The organism is Nostoc sp. CmiVER01 (assembly GCF_034531135.2).
Lineage (GTDB): Bacteria > Cyanobacteriota > Cyanobacteriia > Cyanobacteriales > Nostocaceae > Nostoc.
This window is the reverse complement of record NZ_JAVRBU020000038.1, coordinates 1-14,906: the sequence shown is the minus strand read 5'-3', so window position 1 is coordinate 14,906 and position 14,906 is coordinate 1. Positions and strand designations below refer to the sequence as shown.

Genomic DNA, 14,906 nt, shown 5'->3' with positions numbered 1-14,906 from the left:
ATATTTTCCCTCTCTAGAGTTTTATTTTTTTTAGCACAACGGAATAAAAGAGAATTATTGCACGCTTTATATTGACAGACCAAATAATTCACAGGCATTCTGGGTGGTTTGATGGGCGATCGCCTCTACCGTTTCCTGACGCAGTTTAGCTACTTGCTCGGCTACATATTGCACGTAGGCTGGCTCGTTACGCCTCTCGCCTCGTTTCGGAACTGGGGCGAGAAATGGGCAGTCTGTTTCAATCAGTAGGCGATCGCTACTTACCATCGCCGCCGAGGATTGGATCGCTTTGGCGTTTTTGAACGTTACCGTCCCGCTAAAGCTGATGTAGAACCCCAAATCGAGAAACCATTGAGTTTCTTCTGGCGTTCCTCCCCAGCAATGCATGACGCCCCGTACTCTTTCTCCTTTGAGTTCGCGCCATTTTTGCAACACTTCTCTGGTGGCTACCGCAGCGTCGCGGCAGTGGATAATTACTGGTAAGTTGAGTTCAGATGCGATCGCTAACTGTGACTCAAACACCATCAGCTGATGCTCATAGTTATCAGCTTTATAAAAATCCAGCCCCATTTCCCCAATTGCTACCACATGAGAGTCAGAACTCGCTAAAGTTTTGATTTTCTCGGCTGTTTCGTGATCCCATTTATCAGCATCTAAAGGATGTAATCCCACGGCAAAGCTAATTTCGGGAAACTCGTGCGCTATGGATTGAATTCTGGAAAACTCTTCTGGGTGAACACAAGAATGTACTAAACGTACTACTCCTGCTTCTTGCCACCGCGATCGCACTGTTGCTAAATCCGGCTGAAAACTATCAAAGTTGAGATGAACGTGCGTGTCTATCAGTTGCATCTTTTGTCCTTTCTTGTTGTCCTTCGTCATTTGTCGTTTGTTTTGTTACCAATGACTAATGACTAAGGACAAATGACCAATGGCTACTGGGCTGTTTGCGTCAGAGGTTTTAGTCTGTGAGCCAATCTTGACTTTTTCCTTGCCCCATTATTTGGATGAAGGACACCCCGCTTGGTCGCTTTATCTATTTTGGCGTAAGCCTCGGATAAGCGAGCCTCTGCTTCTTGTTTTAATTCTGGGGTAGGATTAGCTGTATAGACAGCTACAGCATTAATGTATTTCTTCATCAGCGTCTTGACTGCTGATTTGTAAGCTTTGTTACGCAGTCGGTTACGTTCTGCGATTTGGGCACGCTTGAGAGCAGACTTTGTATTCGCCACAGTCAATTCCAAAAATACTATTAATATGTACACACACTACTAGACTTACTAATATAGCACTCAAATTGCCAATGTTATAATTTCCTAAAAAAAATCTATCATTGGACATTCAGTAGTAGAAGATAGTCCATAGTTTTCGCTCCCAAATCCCCAGTCCTTAATTTGGTATGTCGTCAATTAAGGAAATGCGTTAAAATAAAGTACATGTAAAATAGTTACCCTAACTTCTTACCTGATTAAGCAATGTGATTGCCAATATAATCAATCTGTCCCGAAAACAGGTGTATTGTCAAAGGCAAGGAACTGTAAATAGCTAAATTTCAGGGGTTTATAAAGTATAGAATCGATACTATATTATCGTCTCTGTACAGTTTTTAACTACTAAAAGTTAGGAAAAGAAAAATTACACTCAGACCCTACCCTCTGTAAATCTGGGGGATTGGATGTGTAAATACACTACCTACACCCCGCAAGGAGTAAGGGTAAGGGCGTAAGAGTAGCAAGAAATGGCACACTTGTTTATTGGCGCTAACCTACCAAGGCTAGTCGGACTGAGCAATTAAGTGGCCTGATCAAGCAAACTAGATGCTGGCAGACTTGAGAGTATCAAAAAAATCCAGGTTAAGCTAGAGAAGAGAATTAGAGTCAGCTTGCACACCCCAGTGGGTCAAGAGCAATACTAAATCTCAGGTGTGAATATTATATTTTGGCATTGTCCTTACTCCATGCTGCGAATCATTACTCAGCAGGCAGACGTTAGAGCAGAACTACAACGGATCTGCGATCGCACCCATGACGAACAGGTGCTTCACAAAGAAGCAACGGTGCGGGAAGTTTTGCAAGCAGTGAAGCGCCAAGGCGACAAAGCTGTATTGCATTACACAGCCGAATTTGACAAACAAACCCTGAAAGCAGAAGAACTCCGAGTCACAGGTTCGGAACTAGATGCAGCCTATCAGCAGGTGTCAAAAGAGTTGTTGGGCGCAGTTCGGCTAGCTTGCCGCCAAATTGAAGCGTTTCATCGTCAGCGAGTCCCAAAAAGCTGGGTACACTTTGGTGACGATGAAGTAGTGCTGGGCAAACGCTACACTCCCGTAGATCGGGCGGGGTTGTATGTACCTGGTGGCCGTGCCGCCTATCCCAGTACAGTGCTGATGAATGCAATTCCGGCTCATGTTGCTGCTGTACCTCACATCGTGATGGTGACACCACCAGGCCCAGGGGGTGTAATTAACCCAGCAGTCTTGGTAGCTGCCCAAGAAGCAGGAGTGCAAGAAATTTATCGCATTGGGGGCGCACAAGCGATCGCTGCTTTAGCATACGGCACAGAAACAATTCCGAAAGTGGATGTGATTACTGGCCCTGGAAACATTTATGTCACTCTAGCGAAAAAACTTGTCTATGGCACCGTTGGCATTGATTCTTTGGCAGGCCCTAGCGAAGTGCTGGTGATTGCCGATGAAACCGCAAATCCGGTGCATGTAGCTGCTGACTTGTTAGCCCAAGCCGAACACGATCCGATGGCGGCAGCAATTTTGCTGACGACAGATGCGGCTTTGGCAAAAAATGTGCAATTAGCCTTGGAAAGACAGCTAGTAGATCACCCACGGCGAATAGACACAGAAAAAGCGATCGCTCACTACGGCTTGATTGTCCTTGTAGAATCGCTCGAAGCAGCAGCAGAACTCTCAAATGAATTTGCCCCGGAACACCTGGAATTAGAAATCAAAGACCCTTGGGCACTGTTACCACAGATTCGCCACGCTGGGGCAATCTTTTTGGGTTACTCCACACCAGAAGCTGTAGGCGACTATTTGGCAGGCCCTAACCACACCTTGCCAACTTCTGGTGCTGCCCGTTATGCTTCGGCATTGGGGGTGGAAACTTTCCTCAAACACTCTAGTATTATTCAATACTCCCAAACTGCGCTGCAAAATGTGGCTAGTGCCATTGATGTGCTAGCGACAGCAGAGGGTTTACCTTCTCATGCTGATTCAGTCCGCCGCCGAATTCAGCAAGAAGAGTGATTTGGAATGGTTCATTTTTTCTTATAAGTGACTTCTAGTTAAAAAACATTCCATCGTAAGGTAGCAAAGTTGTCACAGATGTCAACTTAACGTAAAAGTCATGTCCTGCAAGGAACTGAAGTTCCTTGCTGATAGCAAAAGTCATCTGAAAGATGACTAAAGATATACTCAAAAATCTTTAGTCTACTTCAGTAGACTTTAGCTATTAGTCTTGAACTTTAGTTCAAGGCGGGTAAGGAAGCCAACAGTGAACAGTTCACTGATTTAACTGCGGTAAGCTACGCTAACGCGCGCCATTTGCTATCCCGATCTTCAGCTAACCTTTAAACATTCACAAGTCGGGCATTGCCGACAGTAGTTTCTGGGAGACGAAAACCGTCTCTAGACCAGTTACTATAATGCACCACCATGAAACTGGCATACAGCACAGCCTTAAATATAATAATTGGCAAATAAAAATTGGTTTAGTGTCGTTGCCGACGAATTTTGCTAGATACTTATGTAAGGGGTCTACTCATTAGGAGGCGAGAGCGGTGCTAAATAGTGTTTTGGTAGCTCTGGACGGTTCGGAAATTTCAGAACGAGTAATTGAGACTTTAAATAATTTGGCGTTCTCAAAAGATTCCAAGGTTATTTTTTGTCATGTGTTTCCTACGCCAGAGTCAGAAATGGAACTACCCGCCGATCGCCCTCAGCTAGAGTCACCAACATTTTCTTATTTTCAGATTGAAAAACAACTGCAAGCCTATCAGGAAAAGTTATCAGTCACCAGTGAGTTAGAACTGGTAACTGGCGATCCTGCTGAAGAGATTATTCGCCTTGCCAATATTTACAAAACTGACTTGATTATAATTGGCAGCCGGGGATTGATGGGGATGAAGCGAATTGTCCAGGGTTCTGTTAGCAGTCAAGTTGTAGAAGAAGCCAATTGTTCAGTGTTAGTCGTCAAACCAAGGTAAAAATTTGTCAGAGGAAGCAATGGCTATAACCACCCCCTTGTTAGTGGCTAAGGTGTACACACAAGTCGAAAAATCCTCTACCTACATTTTTTTTGTGATAGTGAAACTGTCACACTCACCTACATCCCGCCGTGAATTGAATTCCGAGGCGAGATAGAAACGCAATTCGAGATTTATTAATTTGACAATTAAAAATAATTTTTTCCACAATCTTCTTCACTATGTTGTGTAACAACTTGGTATTTAATTTGACACGTCTAATATCAAATAAGATTGTGAAAAAACCAAAAAAATAGCAGGGTTTTGTCCCTGCATATAGTAGTGCCTATTCCCTAGTTGACTACTTAAAGGTAAGCAGTATTTTCCGAAAAAAGCTCTAAAGAAAGCGATTGACTGTGACTATGAAACAACAGTCATTCGGAATTTGTTAACTTTGTTGAAGAAAAGTAGTGGGGTAGTAATAAACGTATGTTAAGATAAGCACGACAAAGTGTAAACGGCTAAATTGCTTGTAGTATGTCGATTAGCAATTTAGAAAGCTGTAAAAGTAATTTAACCTGCGTCAACAGGATAAATTATTTAAAAGGCAACGCTTTATTCCTTCAAGGCACGTTTAATCGTGTCTTGACGTTTATTCTTTCCTTTGTACTAAACTTCATAATGTTTGCCTATGACAAGGAGTTTTATATCCTTCGGTATTACGATCAGTCGTAAATGTTTCCTGCGTTTGCAACTGAAATTTGTTTACTAAATAAATTCCCAACACTTATGGGAATAGAAACAGCAGTATTGCCGATGGCGACGTTATTATTGCTGAAGAAGCTACCACCACGACGACCACCACCAGAGAGGTTTGATTCTTCCTTGATGCTTAATTCGGTAAATAATGTGTTTTCCATGATCTTAATTCTCACTTGATTGTTGGAATTAAATTTGCGTCACGTTGAAAGTACCAAATGTACAAAGTTGTATATTTGGTAGCTCTTTGTGCCGTTAAAAGTATTATATGGTTCTTGCTAAAGAGGTCAAGCAACTAATTGTTTAAGAAATGTGTATTACACATCTTTAACAAAGATATTCTATGGTAGGGATTGATACAAAGTTGATTACAAATAAATTAGAATTTATTAAAAAATCGTAGTCGTCAATATATATTGATATAAGTATGACTATATAAAAACTTAATTTTGCCAAAAAATATATAAATTAAGCTGATTAAGTATTAATACTGCTAAATCAACCCTAATGCCCAGATTTAAAGATATAATTAAGCGAACCAAACAGCTTTTTTATACAATTCGTGCTTAAATAGCTTTATAAAACTTCAAACTGTAATTGTGGTTTTTGAACAAGCATTTTTATATAAAAATAGCTATATCAGAATATTTTTATACACCACTAACCTTAAGATATATAATTGATTCTAATAGAGAAACTCATAATTTTGCTTAATTACTGATTAGGTTGAAAAAAGCTTTATTCTACCAACACAAATTTGTTGAAATTAAATAAAGAAAAGATAAAATTCTAGATAAAATCATAAAGATTTGATGATAGTACTAAAATGCGCTAATTGTTATATCGCTAGCTATATATAAGCTTGGTATTTACATACTTAAGAATATACGGTCAAGGCACTTATCTGTAATAAAAGCAAAGCGATCGCTTTCACCCTCCAGAGTGAAAACGCCAAATTATAGGAGTCTTACAAAAAAGCTCATTTAAGAAGACGGCAATATCCAGCGGATTCAATACAAAGAGACAGGCGATCGCATCTATGAACCAATATCAGCAGATGGGAAATAGGGGGGCGATCGCTATTCTGTAAATTAAGGAAACAGGACAAGCTTTCAAGGTATTACTTCTGATTCATAAACTGGGGACTAAGGACGCAAAGAATAACTAATACTCAATCCTCAATCCCCAATCCCTTTACTCAAATCAACGTTCTTGAGTTGCCAGAAACTGACGCAAGCTCAACAAACTCAAAGTTTGACCCAAATTCAAGGGCAAAAGTGAAACTCCTTCCAAGCGGGACTGTACCCAACCTTCTCCCCAATACCATTCGTGGAACCCGTCAATGCCTCCGCTAAGTACCAAGCGGAGACAGTTGGATTTGACAACATCTACTTGATGATGAATCGCAACTGGCCCAGTCCAGGTTGTAAACTGGAATCCGGGAAGCAGTTCTTCTGGCATTCCTGGGGCAAAGCGTTGCCCTAAGAGCCATTTTTCTAGTTGCACCGGATGCAGCAGACTGTCACGAATTGCATCTTTTGACGCTTCGATTTCGATCCGCAGTTGGCTTTGTTGAAAATTACCCAGCATTTTTATAGGATTACCTAAAGATGAGACATAGCTACTTCTAATATTGCAAATACAATCACTGATTATTGCAGCGTCACTTTTCTAGCAGCAGAGAACTTAGAATAGAAAAAGTGAACTTGTTAAGAAATGTAAGGTTATTCATGGCGGATCAGTTAATTCGTGCAACAGCAGCCGAAGGTGGAATTCGTGCGGTAGGTGTGATCACCACACGTTTAACAGAAGAAGCACGGGGACGCCACAAGCTTTCCTATGTGGCAACGGCAGCACTGGGTCGGACTATGGCAGCAGGCTTGTTGATGGCTTCTAGTATGAAGCGAGCTGGGTCAAGGGTCAATGTCCGGGTGAAGGGCGATGGGCCTTTGGGTGGCATATTGGTAGATGCAGGCTTAGATGGTACGGTACGCGGATATGTAGGGAATCCATCGGTGGAATTGCCTCCCAATGCCAAAGGAAAGCTAGATGTTGGTGGTGCTGTGGGTGGTGGCTACCTCTACGTTGTCCGGGATATTGGTTACGGTTATCCATACTCCAGTACTGTTGAACTAGTTTCTGGAGAAATTGGCGATGATGTGGCTCATTATCTGGTAAATTCTGAACAAACACCTTCGGCTTTAGTTTTAGGTGTGTTTGTGGGAGCAGGTGGAGTAACTGCGGCTGGAGGATTACTGATACAAGTATTGCCCAAAGCTGCTAGAGACGAAGCCTTAGTAGAAACGTTAGAATCACGGGTTGCTGGTCTAGCAGGATTTACGCCATTGTTGCAAGCTGGAAAGACTTTGACGGAAATCTTTAACGACTTGTTAGGAGACATGGGACTGGTAATCTTTCCCGAACGGCAAATGCTGCGCTTCCACTGTGGTTGTTCTTTTGATCGCGTTTTGGGGGCACTAAAGATTTTGGGAGAAGCTGAACTGCAAGATATGATTGTTAAAGACAATGGTGCTGAAGCAACTTGCGAATTTTGCGGCAACATTTATCAAGCAAGTAGCGATCAGTTGGCTCAACTAATTGCCGATTTGCAAGCTGAATCTACTGTTTTAGGATAACGTATAAAATAGCACTGATTTTTTAGATTGAAAATGATATTCTGTGGAGAGAGATATTCAAAAAAGTAGCTTTTTAATGATGAGAAAGTTACTATGTCAACAATGGAATTATCAACCTAAAACAGAGCGCTATTCAATTATTTTGGTGTGAGAGATGACAGAGCGGGATATTCCAGACAGTTGGTCTTCAGCCAGTGGAAGAGAGCCAGATCAAAACAAAAGATTATCCCGAACAGAACAATTCGGTGAAACTCAGCCATTTGATTCCCCAGCTACTGGTTCTAACTCCAAGTCAGTGAAGCGGCGAAAAAAAAACCATACGAAAGGATTACCTATAAATAGTAATTCAAAAGAAACTGCCAAACTCAGTAGTACTTTTGGGAAATGGCCACGCTGGATGAAAAGCTGGACATTGTGGCTGGTACTAATAATGTTGATTCCCGGCAGTGTAGGATTCTTGGCAATGGCAATGCTGCTAAAGTTGCCAGCTGCCCCTAATTGCCCGTCGATTTTCTGGCCGCTAGCTAGTGCTTCGGTGCGGCTACACTGCGCTCAGTTGGCGGCTTCTAAACAGACAGTAAACGACCTTTTACAAGCGATCGCTCTGGTGAAGCAACTACCGCAAAATCACCCGTTGCATGGAGAAATTGATCGTTTTATCGAAGAATGGTCACGCGATATTTTGAAGCTAGCTGATGAAAGTTTCCAAACAGGTAATTTAGAGGAAGCGATCGCAACTGCTCGGAAGATACCCGAAGACTTACCCGCTTACAAATTGGTTAATGAGCAAGTTGACAAATGGCAAACAATTTGGTCAAAGGCAGAAGCCACATACAACGGTGCGATCGTCGAAGTGCGGGAACAGCACTGGCAATCAGCATTTATGTTATCCGCCAAAATGCTGCGCGTAGACAATCAATACTGGGCGGGTACTAAATACGACCAATTGAATCGTTTAATTGCCACAGCACGAGAAGATGGCGATAAGTTAGGAAAAGCCGAAAGTTTAGCAAACAGCAAAGTTGTTGATAATTTATTAGAAGCTATCAAGATAGCTCAGTCTATTGGACAAGAAAGTTACATTTACCAAAAAGCTCAGGAAGCAATTCCGGTATTTGGACGCAAAATGCTGGAATTGGCACAGGAAAAACTAGACAAGCGAGATGCGGATGCAGCACTAGATATTGCTAGACAAATTCCAGAGATTGCCAAACTACAGGGCGAAACAGATGACTTTATCGCCATAGCTGACGCGAAAAGAAGTGCTTGGATAGGTAATGTTTCTGGTTTAGAGGCTGCGATCGCCCAAGCACAACAAATTGATCCTTCCAGACCAGTGTATAACGAAGCACAGCAACTGATTGCTCGCTGGCAATTGGAAATTGAAGATGTTGCCAATCTAGAAAAAGCGAGAACATTGGCTAGCCAGGGAACAGTGCCTAATTTAACAGCAGCGATCGCTCAAGTGCAGCTGATTCCTGCAAGTAATCCCCGCGCCACAGAAGCTAGGCAAGAAATTGGTCGCTGGCGTGCCCAAGTGGAGACAATTGAAGACCAACCTTATTTAGAACGCGCCGAACAGATAGCAATATTTGATGATATTAACTCCTTGCAAGCTGCGATCGCCCAGGCCAGCGAAATTCGCAGAGGTCGTGCATTATATCCAGAAGCACAGAAAAAAATTCGCACTTGGGTAGCAAAGATTCAGCGAATTCAAGACCAACCCTATTTGGATCAAGCACAAGAACTGGCTCAGAGTGGAAATCTTACCGCCGCCATTAGTGCAGCTCAACAAATTGCCTCGTCGGGAAGGGCGCTTTCTGGGGAAGCACAAGCTGCGATAAATGGCTGGGAAGGAGAAATCCGCACCAGAGAAAACTGGAAAAAAGCGCAGGAAGTGGGCGCAGCTGGCACGCCAGAAGCATTGGTTGAGGCAATGAGGCTGGCAGATCGGGTTTCAAACAATAGCATCTTGCGTATGGATGCGAATCAAGCTATTGACCTGTGGAGTCAGCAATTGTTAGAAATAGCACGCTCTCAAGGTCAGTCTGATATTGCTAGAGGCATTGACATTGCCAAATCGATACCACGTGGTAGTGCTGCTTATAGTGCGGCGCAAGAGCAAATTAGGGCTTGGCAAGATTTTCTTAATCCTCAACCAGAACCTCAGTCTCAGCCTCAGCCTCAGCCTGAATCTCTACCATTTCCTCAATCAACTACTAATGGGCAGTAATATCCTTATTAACAATTCAGTTAAAACCTTTTGATTCAGCATTTTCAAAAACCATATCAGGGATGCCGGGGTGTAGGGAGATTTCCTCAATGTGTCTCAAATTACAATATTTTTCAAGTAGGGTAGCACAGCTAGCTGTGCTACCTTACGAAAATTTATTCCTCGATCACTCTCCCCATTCTTTTATTACAGAAAATAGTGATGAGTAATCATCATCAGCAAATGACATTTTCACGGCTGTTTGCAAGATTTGCCGAACACCTTTAATACTGCTGAGATCCAAACTTCGAGATTTTGCTTCTGAGATAAATAATTCTGTATCTTTGAGCAAGTGTTTTGTAGGAAAATTCGGATCAGCATAATTGCCATTCAACATCCGTTGTAGCTTTTTGTCAAAGGTAGATGCGTAAAGTGGACTGTCACGCAATATTTGCATAAACACATCCACATCGACACCCTGACGCTGGACAAAAGCCAGACTCAAAGCAAAGCTAGTTGTCAAGGAAGCTATTAGTTGATTGAGTGCCAATTTGAGCGCCGCAGCAGATCCCACTGGCCCAATAAGTAAAGGTTCTGTCCCAAAATTTTGGAGTAACTTTAAGTGGTATTGATATTGTTCTGGCTCGGCCCCTACCATAACACTTAACTCGCCAGCTTTTGCTTCCGGGATACTCCCTAATACAGGTGCTTCTAAATACTCACCGCCACCACCAACAACTGCATCCCTAATTTCCTGGCTTTCTGTAGGAGTAATTGTTCCCATTTGGATGATTGTGCGCCCTTCCAAAGTTTGCCAAGCAGTGTCTGAAAGCAACACATTATAAATGGCCGGGGCATTAGTCAGCATGAGGATTATGCACTCAGCAGCACGAATGGCGTGGCGAGGATGTGTAACAATTTCAGCCCCAGCTGCTTGTAGTGGTGCTAATTTTTCTGGGGTACGATTGTAGGCAACTAGCTGTATATCTGCGGCTAATAACCTTTGAGCCATTGGTAGTCCCATCAGTCCAGTTCCCAGAAATGCCACCTTCATTTTTTACGTTCCTTTGGTACAGCGTAGGCGTAGCCTGTTGTAGACATCGCGTTTCCATCGTTTGATTTTAATATCAGTTATCAGTGAACAGTTATCTTTAAATACTGATAGCTATTCACTGATTAGTGACTAACGTCTCTGGTAATTAACCACCAGCCGCAAAAGTCATCATAATTATCACTGAAAGTAAAATACCTGGAGTAAGTAAGGTTACTAGCATTAACAGATCATGAGTGGACATAATTATTACTTTGGTATTGTGTTTAGGTTTACAGTAATCACTGTTATGCTAGTCTAAATAAGACTGATACTGCATTCTTAAATAGAGTTTTAACTTTTCTTTCTTTACGTTTACTCTGGCAGGGTCAATCCTTTTAATGGTTGAGAAATTTCTGTATTGTCCAGACCTTTGCTCTGAATTAAGACTCCAAAGCCGCCCAGCCCTGTGGGATCTATAAGTTGGTGTAGTGAGTCCCGGCGTTGTAGTAACTGTGAGAGAGGTAGCTGCTGATAAGAGAGGGCTGCAATCCGATCGCCCAACCCCAACGCCATCAAAAATAATCCCTGCTGGATAAAACCAATATTCTTTAAATTGTACTTCTGACCCCAGCGCTCCAAAGCCGTAAAGTTAACATGGGCAGTAATATCTTGTCGCCCAATATTAATATAAGGATTGTCATGGAAACGATGCTGGTAATAACACTGTAGCGTTCCTTGCGATCGCCTGGGATTATAGTAACGACTGGCGGGGTAGCCATAATCAATTGTTAACACATAACCGCGCTGCAAGCGGTCTGCTACTATACTCAACCAGTCAAGAATAGCTAAATTAATTTCACTACGGTAGCCATCTTGATATGCATGGGTAAAATTGATTCCTACTAAGTCTAAATATTCAGCTAGTTGGGGCGTTGAAGGTTCTCCTGTGACTTCTACAAATGATGGGCATGGGGCATTGGTTTCTTTCTCATTCTTATCTGTTGTCACATAAATTTCTCGGAGTTGGCCCGTTTCTAGGATGAATTGATGGACGGGGAAAGCATCAACTAATTCATTAGAAAAAAAGCAGCCTGCGATCGCATTTGGTGGTATATCCTCTAAATTGCACCAACGTACCAGGAAATCTTGCAAGCGTTGCTGCTGTTCTTGTCTTAAAGTTGGGGACTTTTCAACAATGATGTACTCCAGCGCCGCAAAAAAATCTGGGTAATGCAGTTGATGATATTTAAGGATATGCAAAGCTAGCAACCCTTGACCTGCTCCCATTTCTACCAGAGAAAAGGGTACAGGTTTTCCTAAAATTTCCCACATTTGGAAAAATTGTTCGCCTAGTAACTCGCCAAAGTCAGGACAGAGGTTAGGAGAGGTGAAAAAATCACTATCTTTAAAACCTATTTTGACTGCATCGCTGGAATAGTAGCCGTATTCAGGATGGTATAACGCCATGTCCATGAATTCAGCGAAAGTAATTCGCTGCTGGGGAGTAGTGGTAATGTAATTAGCGATCGCTGCACACAATGCTGGATTTGAATCCATAAAATTTGATAGTGGGGAGTACAGAAAATAAATGAATTATGAATGATGCAAAACAAAATTCATAATTCATAATTCCCTTAACGGTCTACAAACCCCATAATATAGACCACTGTGCTATGAGCGTTGAGCATTTATTGACAGACAAAACTTGGGAAGTTTGCAGTTCCATCCGATTGCTACAAAATGGTTCAGCACATATACCTCAAATCCTTATTTTGTCAATACATCTTTCAAAGCAGAAATCGACGGTGCAAAGAAGTAGCCGCCACCAGTAGTAATCACCCAGTCTTCAGGTGCGGTCAGTTCTTTAGTTTGAGGTTTATTTTGGTCATCCTCAAGGTGGATAAAGAACTTGCGTGTGCGATCGCCACCTGGTTTGTTATTATCACTTTGACCAATAATTGGATCGGGGCCAAGAGTTAATTTACCTTCAAACTCATGGCCGGTAGCAGCCTCCTCGCTGAACTTTGAATTGTTAACCCAATTCTGGGTTACAAACTCAAACTGCTCTACAATTGAGGTCTGATAAGCCAAAAAGTGGAGACCACGATCAACAAACTTATCATCTTTTAGCGGATTGTTCGGTGTTGAAGGAGACACCGGGCCATAGGGAATACCGCGACGGAGTAAGCGGCGTTTTTGAGTGGTAACTTCACTGCGATCAATATCAATCTCTTCGGAACCAGGGACTCTACCTCCTGGTGTTTTGTCATTGCGTGGATAAGTCTTGCGGGTATGGGCAATAAATGGACAACGCAGACCCGTTGCATCGTCCGAAGGCGGGACTACATCGTTTCTGAAGAAATTATCCTTGGGTGGATCATCACCATTGAATTCAAAATCATTATTGGCATCGTCATCATTACCCAAGTTTGGGGCATCTTTTTCGGGCGTGCGGACAGTGGGAGCGCCACTAGGCCAGCGACCAATTAGCTTTGCGCTTACCTTTCGAGGGTCGGTGTTTAAGTCAACTGCAATATCGTTCAAGAACTTGTGGAACTTATACACATCTTGACGTAATCGGCGGAATACAAGGTAAGAGCCATCATTCGCCCAGTCTAGCCCTGCCGATACAACCTTACCTTTGCTATGTTCTAATGTTTTAGCATCATTGTCCTGACCCTCATAGCCAAAAACAAACTCTCCTGGCCATAGAAGATCCTGTCCTGGTTTGCCCTGGTTTTTATTCTCTGGATTCTGCCGAGGAGTGAGAAGTTCTTTGGGATTATCAGCGACTCGACCACGAATGCCAGGTTGTGATATTCCATCCAGGTTGCCGAAATGCTCATGTCCAATCAGGGGTGCAGGTAAGTTGGCTCCCTCTTCTAAGAAGGTAATTCTAGCTCCACTGCTCTTAGGCTTACCTTGCTCGTCTGTAAATGTCACAATGCTTTCTAAGATCCGCGAAACTTCTGCTAACAAGTCGGTGCGATCGTCGCTGGCAATAATAAAAACCACATCAACTTTGCCATTATCTGGCCCACCGACAACCCAGCCAATAGGTTTGCCATCTTTGTCTACCGGGTCGTTGAGATCAGCAGCGCGTGCTGCTAGCCCAGCTTTAAAAGCTTCATCTTTAAATGAGCCGGCATCATTGGTTAGTTTTTTCAGCCCCTCAAAGGAGAAAGCTATATTGACCCAGGTTACTTTAACAGCGCCTTCACGGTTTCGTCGTTTTCTAGTGGACTTAAATAGACGGTTGAAGGCAATCACTTCTGAGGCGGTGGCAATGAAGTCAATCTGTGACTTAAGCCACTGCTTGAAAGCCTTTGGATTTTCAATTTCAAGGAACAAGAGGGCTTGGTAGTCTTTATTGAACCCACCTAAAATGTTGCCTTGAATGTTGTTGACATTGAGAATAGGCTCATTAGGCGCGGGGACGTGGAAGAATGCGTTTGTCTGTTGACCTTCTAACGGATCAGGAGCAGGTGCTTCACGAATGATTTGTTGTGTCATGATCAAAATCTTGTTGATAGTAAAGCCTATTGGCTATTCCAGAATTTAAATATCAAATCAGGTATTCCTAATGGGAACCTGTGTTAAGTTATCGGAGTTAGGTAAGAGATTTATGCAGCAATTCTATCCATATTTCATGCTTAGGAAGATTGCGTTATGTAAATAAATTTAGATTTTTTAAATGTGGTGAAAAATACTAGTATAGGCGAGATATAGGAAGAGTTTTGTATGTCTGCCCCAAGCTTGTTACACGCAAAATTAAATAATTTTTTTTAATTTTAAATAGTAAGTTCAATAATATATAACAATCCTATCTAAGTTTTAAAAATTAGTTTTTAATTAAACCACAGAGGAATAGAGAACACACAGAGAAGAATCAATAAAATTTTCATAAATAATTTATAAATACTATAGCGATTCTTAATATTCCTGTAAGTTGTGTTAGGGACATATTTCAATATAATTTGTCACGAAAAAGATAATTAACCTGAGTTCGGGATAAGGAAAGGGACAGGTAGTAAGCTGAAAATAACGTCAAATCCAGCACCTGTCCTAT

At 42.2% G+C, this 14,906-nt stretch carries 12 protein-coding genes; 4 read left to right on the top strand and 8 right to left on the bottom strand.

Annotation, left to right across the window (positions count from 1 at the left end; translation table 11 throughout):
* Positions 1 to 66: 66 nt before the first annotated feature.
* Positions 67 to 852, bottom strand: coding sequence for a TatD family hydrolase (locus tag RMZ43_RS35395; protein ID WP_322646793.1), 786 nt, complete (start codon positions 850 to 852; stop codon positions 67 to 69).
* 83 nt (positions 853 to 935) lie between these two features.
* Complete coding sequence (rpsT, locus tag RMZ43_RS35390) at positions 936 to 1,232, bottom strand: 30S ribosomal protein S20 (RefSeq protein WP_322646434.1); 297 nt, start codon at positions 1,230 to 1,232, stop codon at positions 936 to 938.
* 725 nt (positions 1,233 to 1,957) lie between these two features.
* Between rpsT and hisD the strand changes: the two genes are divergently transcribed.
* The gene (gene hisD / locus RMZ43_RS35385) at positions 1,958 to 3,259 is read left to right on the top strand and encodes a histidinol dehydrogenase (protein ID WP_322646794.1); all 1,302 of its coding nucleotides are present in this window, start codon (positions 1,958 to 1,960) and stop codon (positions 3,257 to 3,259) included.
* Positions 3,260 to 3,582: 323 nt separating this feature from the next.
* On the opposite strand, the gene RMZ43_RS35380 is transcribed toward hisD, so the two are convergent.
* Positions 3,583 to 3,711: a hypothetical protein gene (locus RMZ43_RS35380; protein ID WP_428851000.1), complete on the bottom strand. Its 129-nt coding sequence runs from the start codon at positions 3,709 to 3,711 to the stop codon at positions 3,583 to 3,585.
* Between the two features lie 81 nt (positions 3,712 to 3,792).
* Here RMZ43_RS35380 and RMZ43_RS35375 point away from each other — a divergent pair, with 81 nt between their 5' ends.
* Positions 3,793 to 4,218 (top strand): universal stress protein, encoded by a 426-nt coding sequence (locus RMZ43_RS35375; protein ID WP_322652316.1) that lies wholly within the window; start codon positions 3,793 to 3,795, stop codon positions 4,216 to 4,218.
* A gap of 704 nt (positions 4,219 to 4,922) precedes the next feature.
* Here RMZ43_RS35375 and RMZ43_RS35370 read toward each other — a convergent pair.
* Both RMZ43_RS35370 and RMZ43_RS35365 read right to left on the bottom strand, forming a co-directional pair.
* Complete coding sequence (locus tag RMZ43_RS35370; protein ID WP_322652317.1) at positions 4,923 to 5,117, bottom strand: hypothetical protein; 195 nt, start codon at positions 5,115 to 5,117, stop codon at positions 4,923 to 4,925.
* Between the two features lie 1,042 nt (positions 5,118 to 6,159).
* On the bottom strand, positions 6,160 to 6,546 hold the full coding sequence (locus tag RMZ43_RS35365) for a hypothetical protein (RefSeq protein ID WP_322652318.1): 387 nt from the start codon (positions 6,544 to 6,546) through the stop codon (positions 6,160 to 6,162).
* Positions 6,547 to 6,686: 140 nt separating this feature from the next.
* On the opposite strand from RMZ43_RS35365, the gene hslO reads away from it, so the two are divergent.
* Together hslO and RMZ43_RS35355 are read left to right on the top strand one after the other, a co-directional pair.
* Positions 6,687 to 7,592: an Hsp33 family molecular chaperone HslO gene (gene hslO, locus RMZ43_RS35360; protein WP_322652319.1), complete on the top strand. Its 906-nt coding sequence runs from the start codon at positions 6,687 to 6,689 to the stop codon at positions 7,590 to 7,592.
* A gap of 154 nt (positions 7,593 to 7,746) precedes the next feature.
* Positions 7,747 to 9,825, top strand: coding sequence for a chromosome segregation ATPase (locus tag RMZ43_RS35355; RefSeq protein ID WP_322652320.1), 2,079 nt, complete (start codon positions 7,747 to 7,749; stop codon positions 9,823 to 9,825).
* Positions 9,826 to 9,991: 166 nt separating this feature from the next.
* Here RMZ43_RS35355 and RMZ43_RS35350 read toward each other — a convergent pair whose 3' ends face one another.
* The 3 genes from RMZ43_RS35350 to RMZ43_RS35340 all read right to left on the bottom strand — a co-directional run bounded on the left by RMZ43_RS35350 (position 9,992) and on the right by RMZ43_RS35340 (position 14,350).
* Positions 9,992 to 10,858, bottom strand: coding sequence for an NAD(P)-dependent oxidoreductase (locus RMZ43_RS35350; protein WP_322652321.1), 867 nt, complete (start codon positions 10,856 to 10,858; stop codon positions 9,992 to 9,994).
* Positions 10,859 to 11,209: 351 nt separating this feature from the next.
* A complete protein-coding gene (locus RMZ43_RS35345; RefSeq protein ID WP_322652322.1) occupies positions 11,210 to 12,394 on the bottom strand; it encodes a class I SAM-dependent methyltransferase in 1,185 nt (394 codons plus the stop codon).
* A 210-nt stretch (positions 12,395 to 12,604) separates the two neighbouring features.
* Complete coding sequence (locus RMZ43_RS35340) at positions 12,605 to 14,350, bottom strand: Dyp-type peroxidase (protein ID WP_322652323.1); 1,746 nt, start codon at positions 14,348 to 14,350, stop codon at positions 12,605 to 12,607.
* Positions 14,351 to 14,906 lie beyond the last annotated feature (556 nt).

Coding starts and splice junctions, on each gene's coding strand:
- RMZ43_RS35395 (WP_322646793.1), bottom strand. CDS start 852: ATGCAACTGATAGACACGCACGTTCATCTCAACTTTGATAGTTTTCAG.
- RMZ43_RS35340 (WP_322652323.1), bottom strand. CDS start 14,350: ATGACACAACAAATCATTCGTGAAGCACCTGCTCCTGATCCGTTAGAA.
- RMZ43_RS35355 (WP_322652320.1), top strand. CDS start 7,747: ATGACAGAGCGGGATATTCCAGACAGTTGGTCTTCAGCCAGTGGAAGA.
- RMZ43_RS35345 (WP_322652322.1), bottom strand. CDS start 12,394: ATGGATTCAAATCCAGCATTGTGTGCAGCGATCGCTAATTACATTACC.
- hisD (WP_322646794.1), top strand. CDS start 1,958: ATGCTGCGAATCATTACTCAGCAGGCAGACGTTAGAGCAGAACTACAA.
- RMZ43_RS35370 (WP_322652317.1), bottom strand. CDS start 5,117: ATGGAAAACACATTATTTACCGAATTAAGCATCAAGGAAGAATCAAAC.
- RMZ43_RS35350 (WP_322652321.1), bottom strand. CDS start 10,858: ATGAAGGTGGCATTTCTGGGAACTGGACTGATGGGACTACCAATGGCT.
- hslO (WP_322652319.1), top strand. CDS start 6,687: ATGGCGGATCAGTTAATTCGTGCAACAGCAGCCGAAGGTGGAATTCGT.
- RMZ43_RS35365 (WP_322652318.1), bottom strand. CDS start 6,546: ATGCTGGGTAATTTTCAACAAAGCCAACTGCGGATCGAAATCGAAGCG.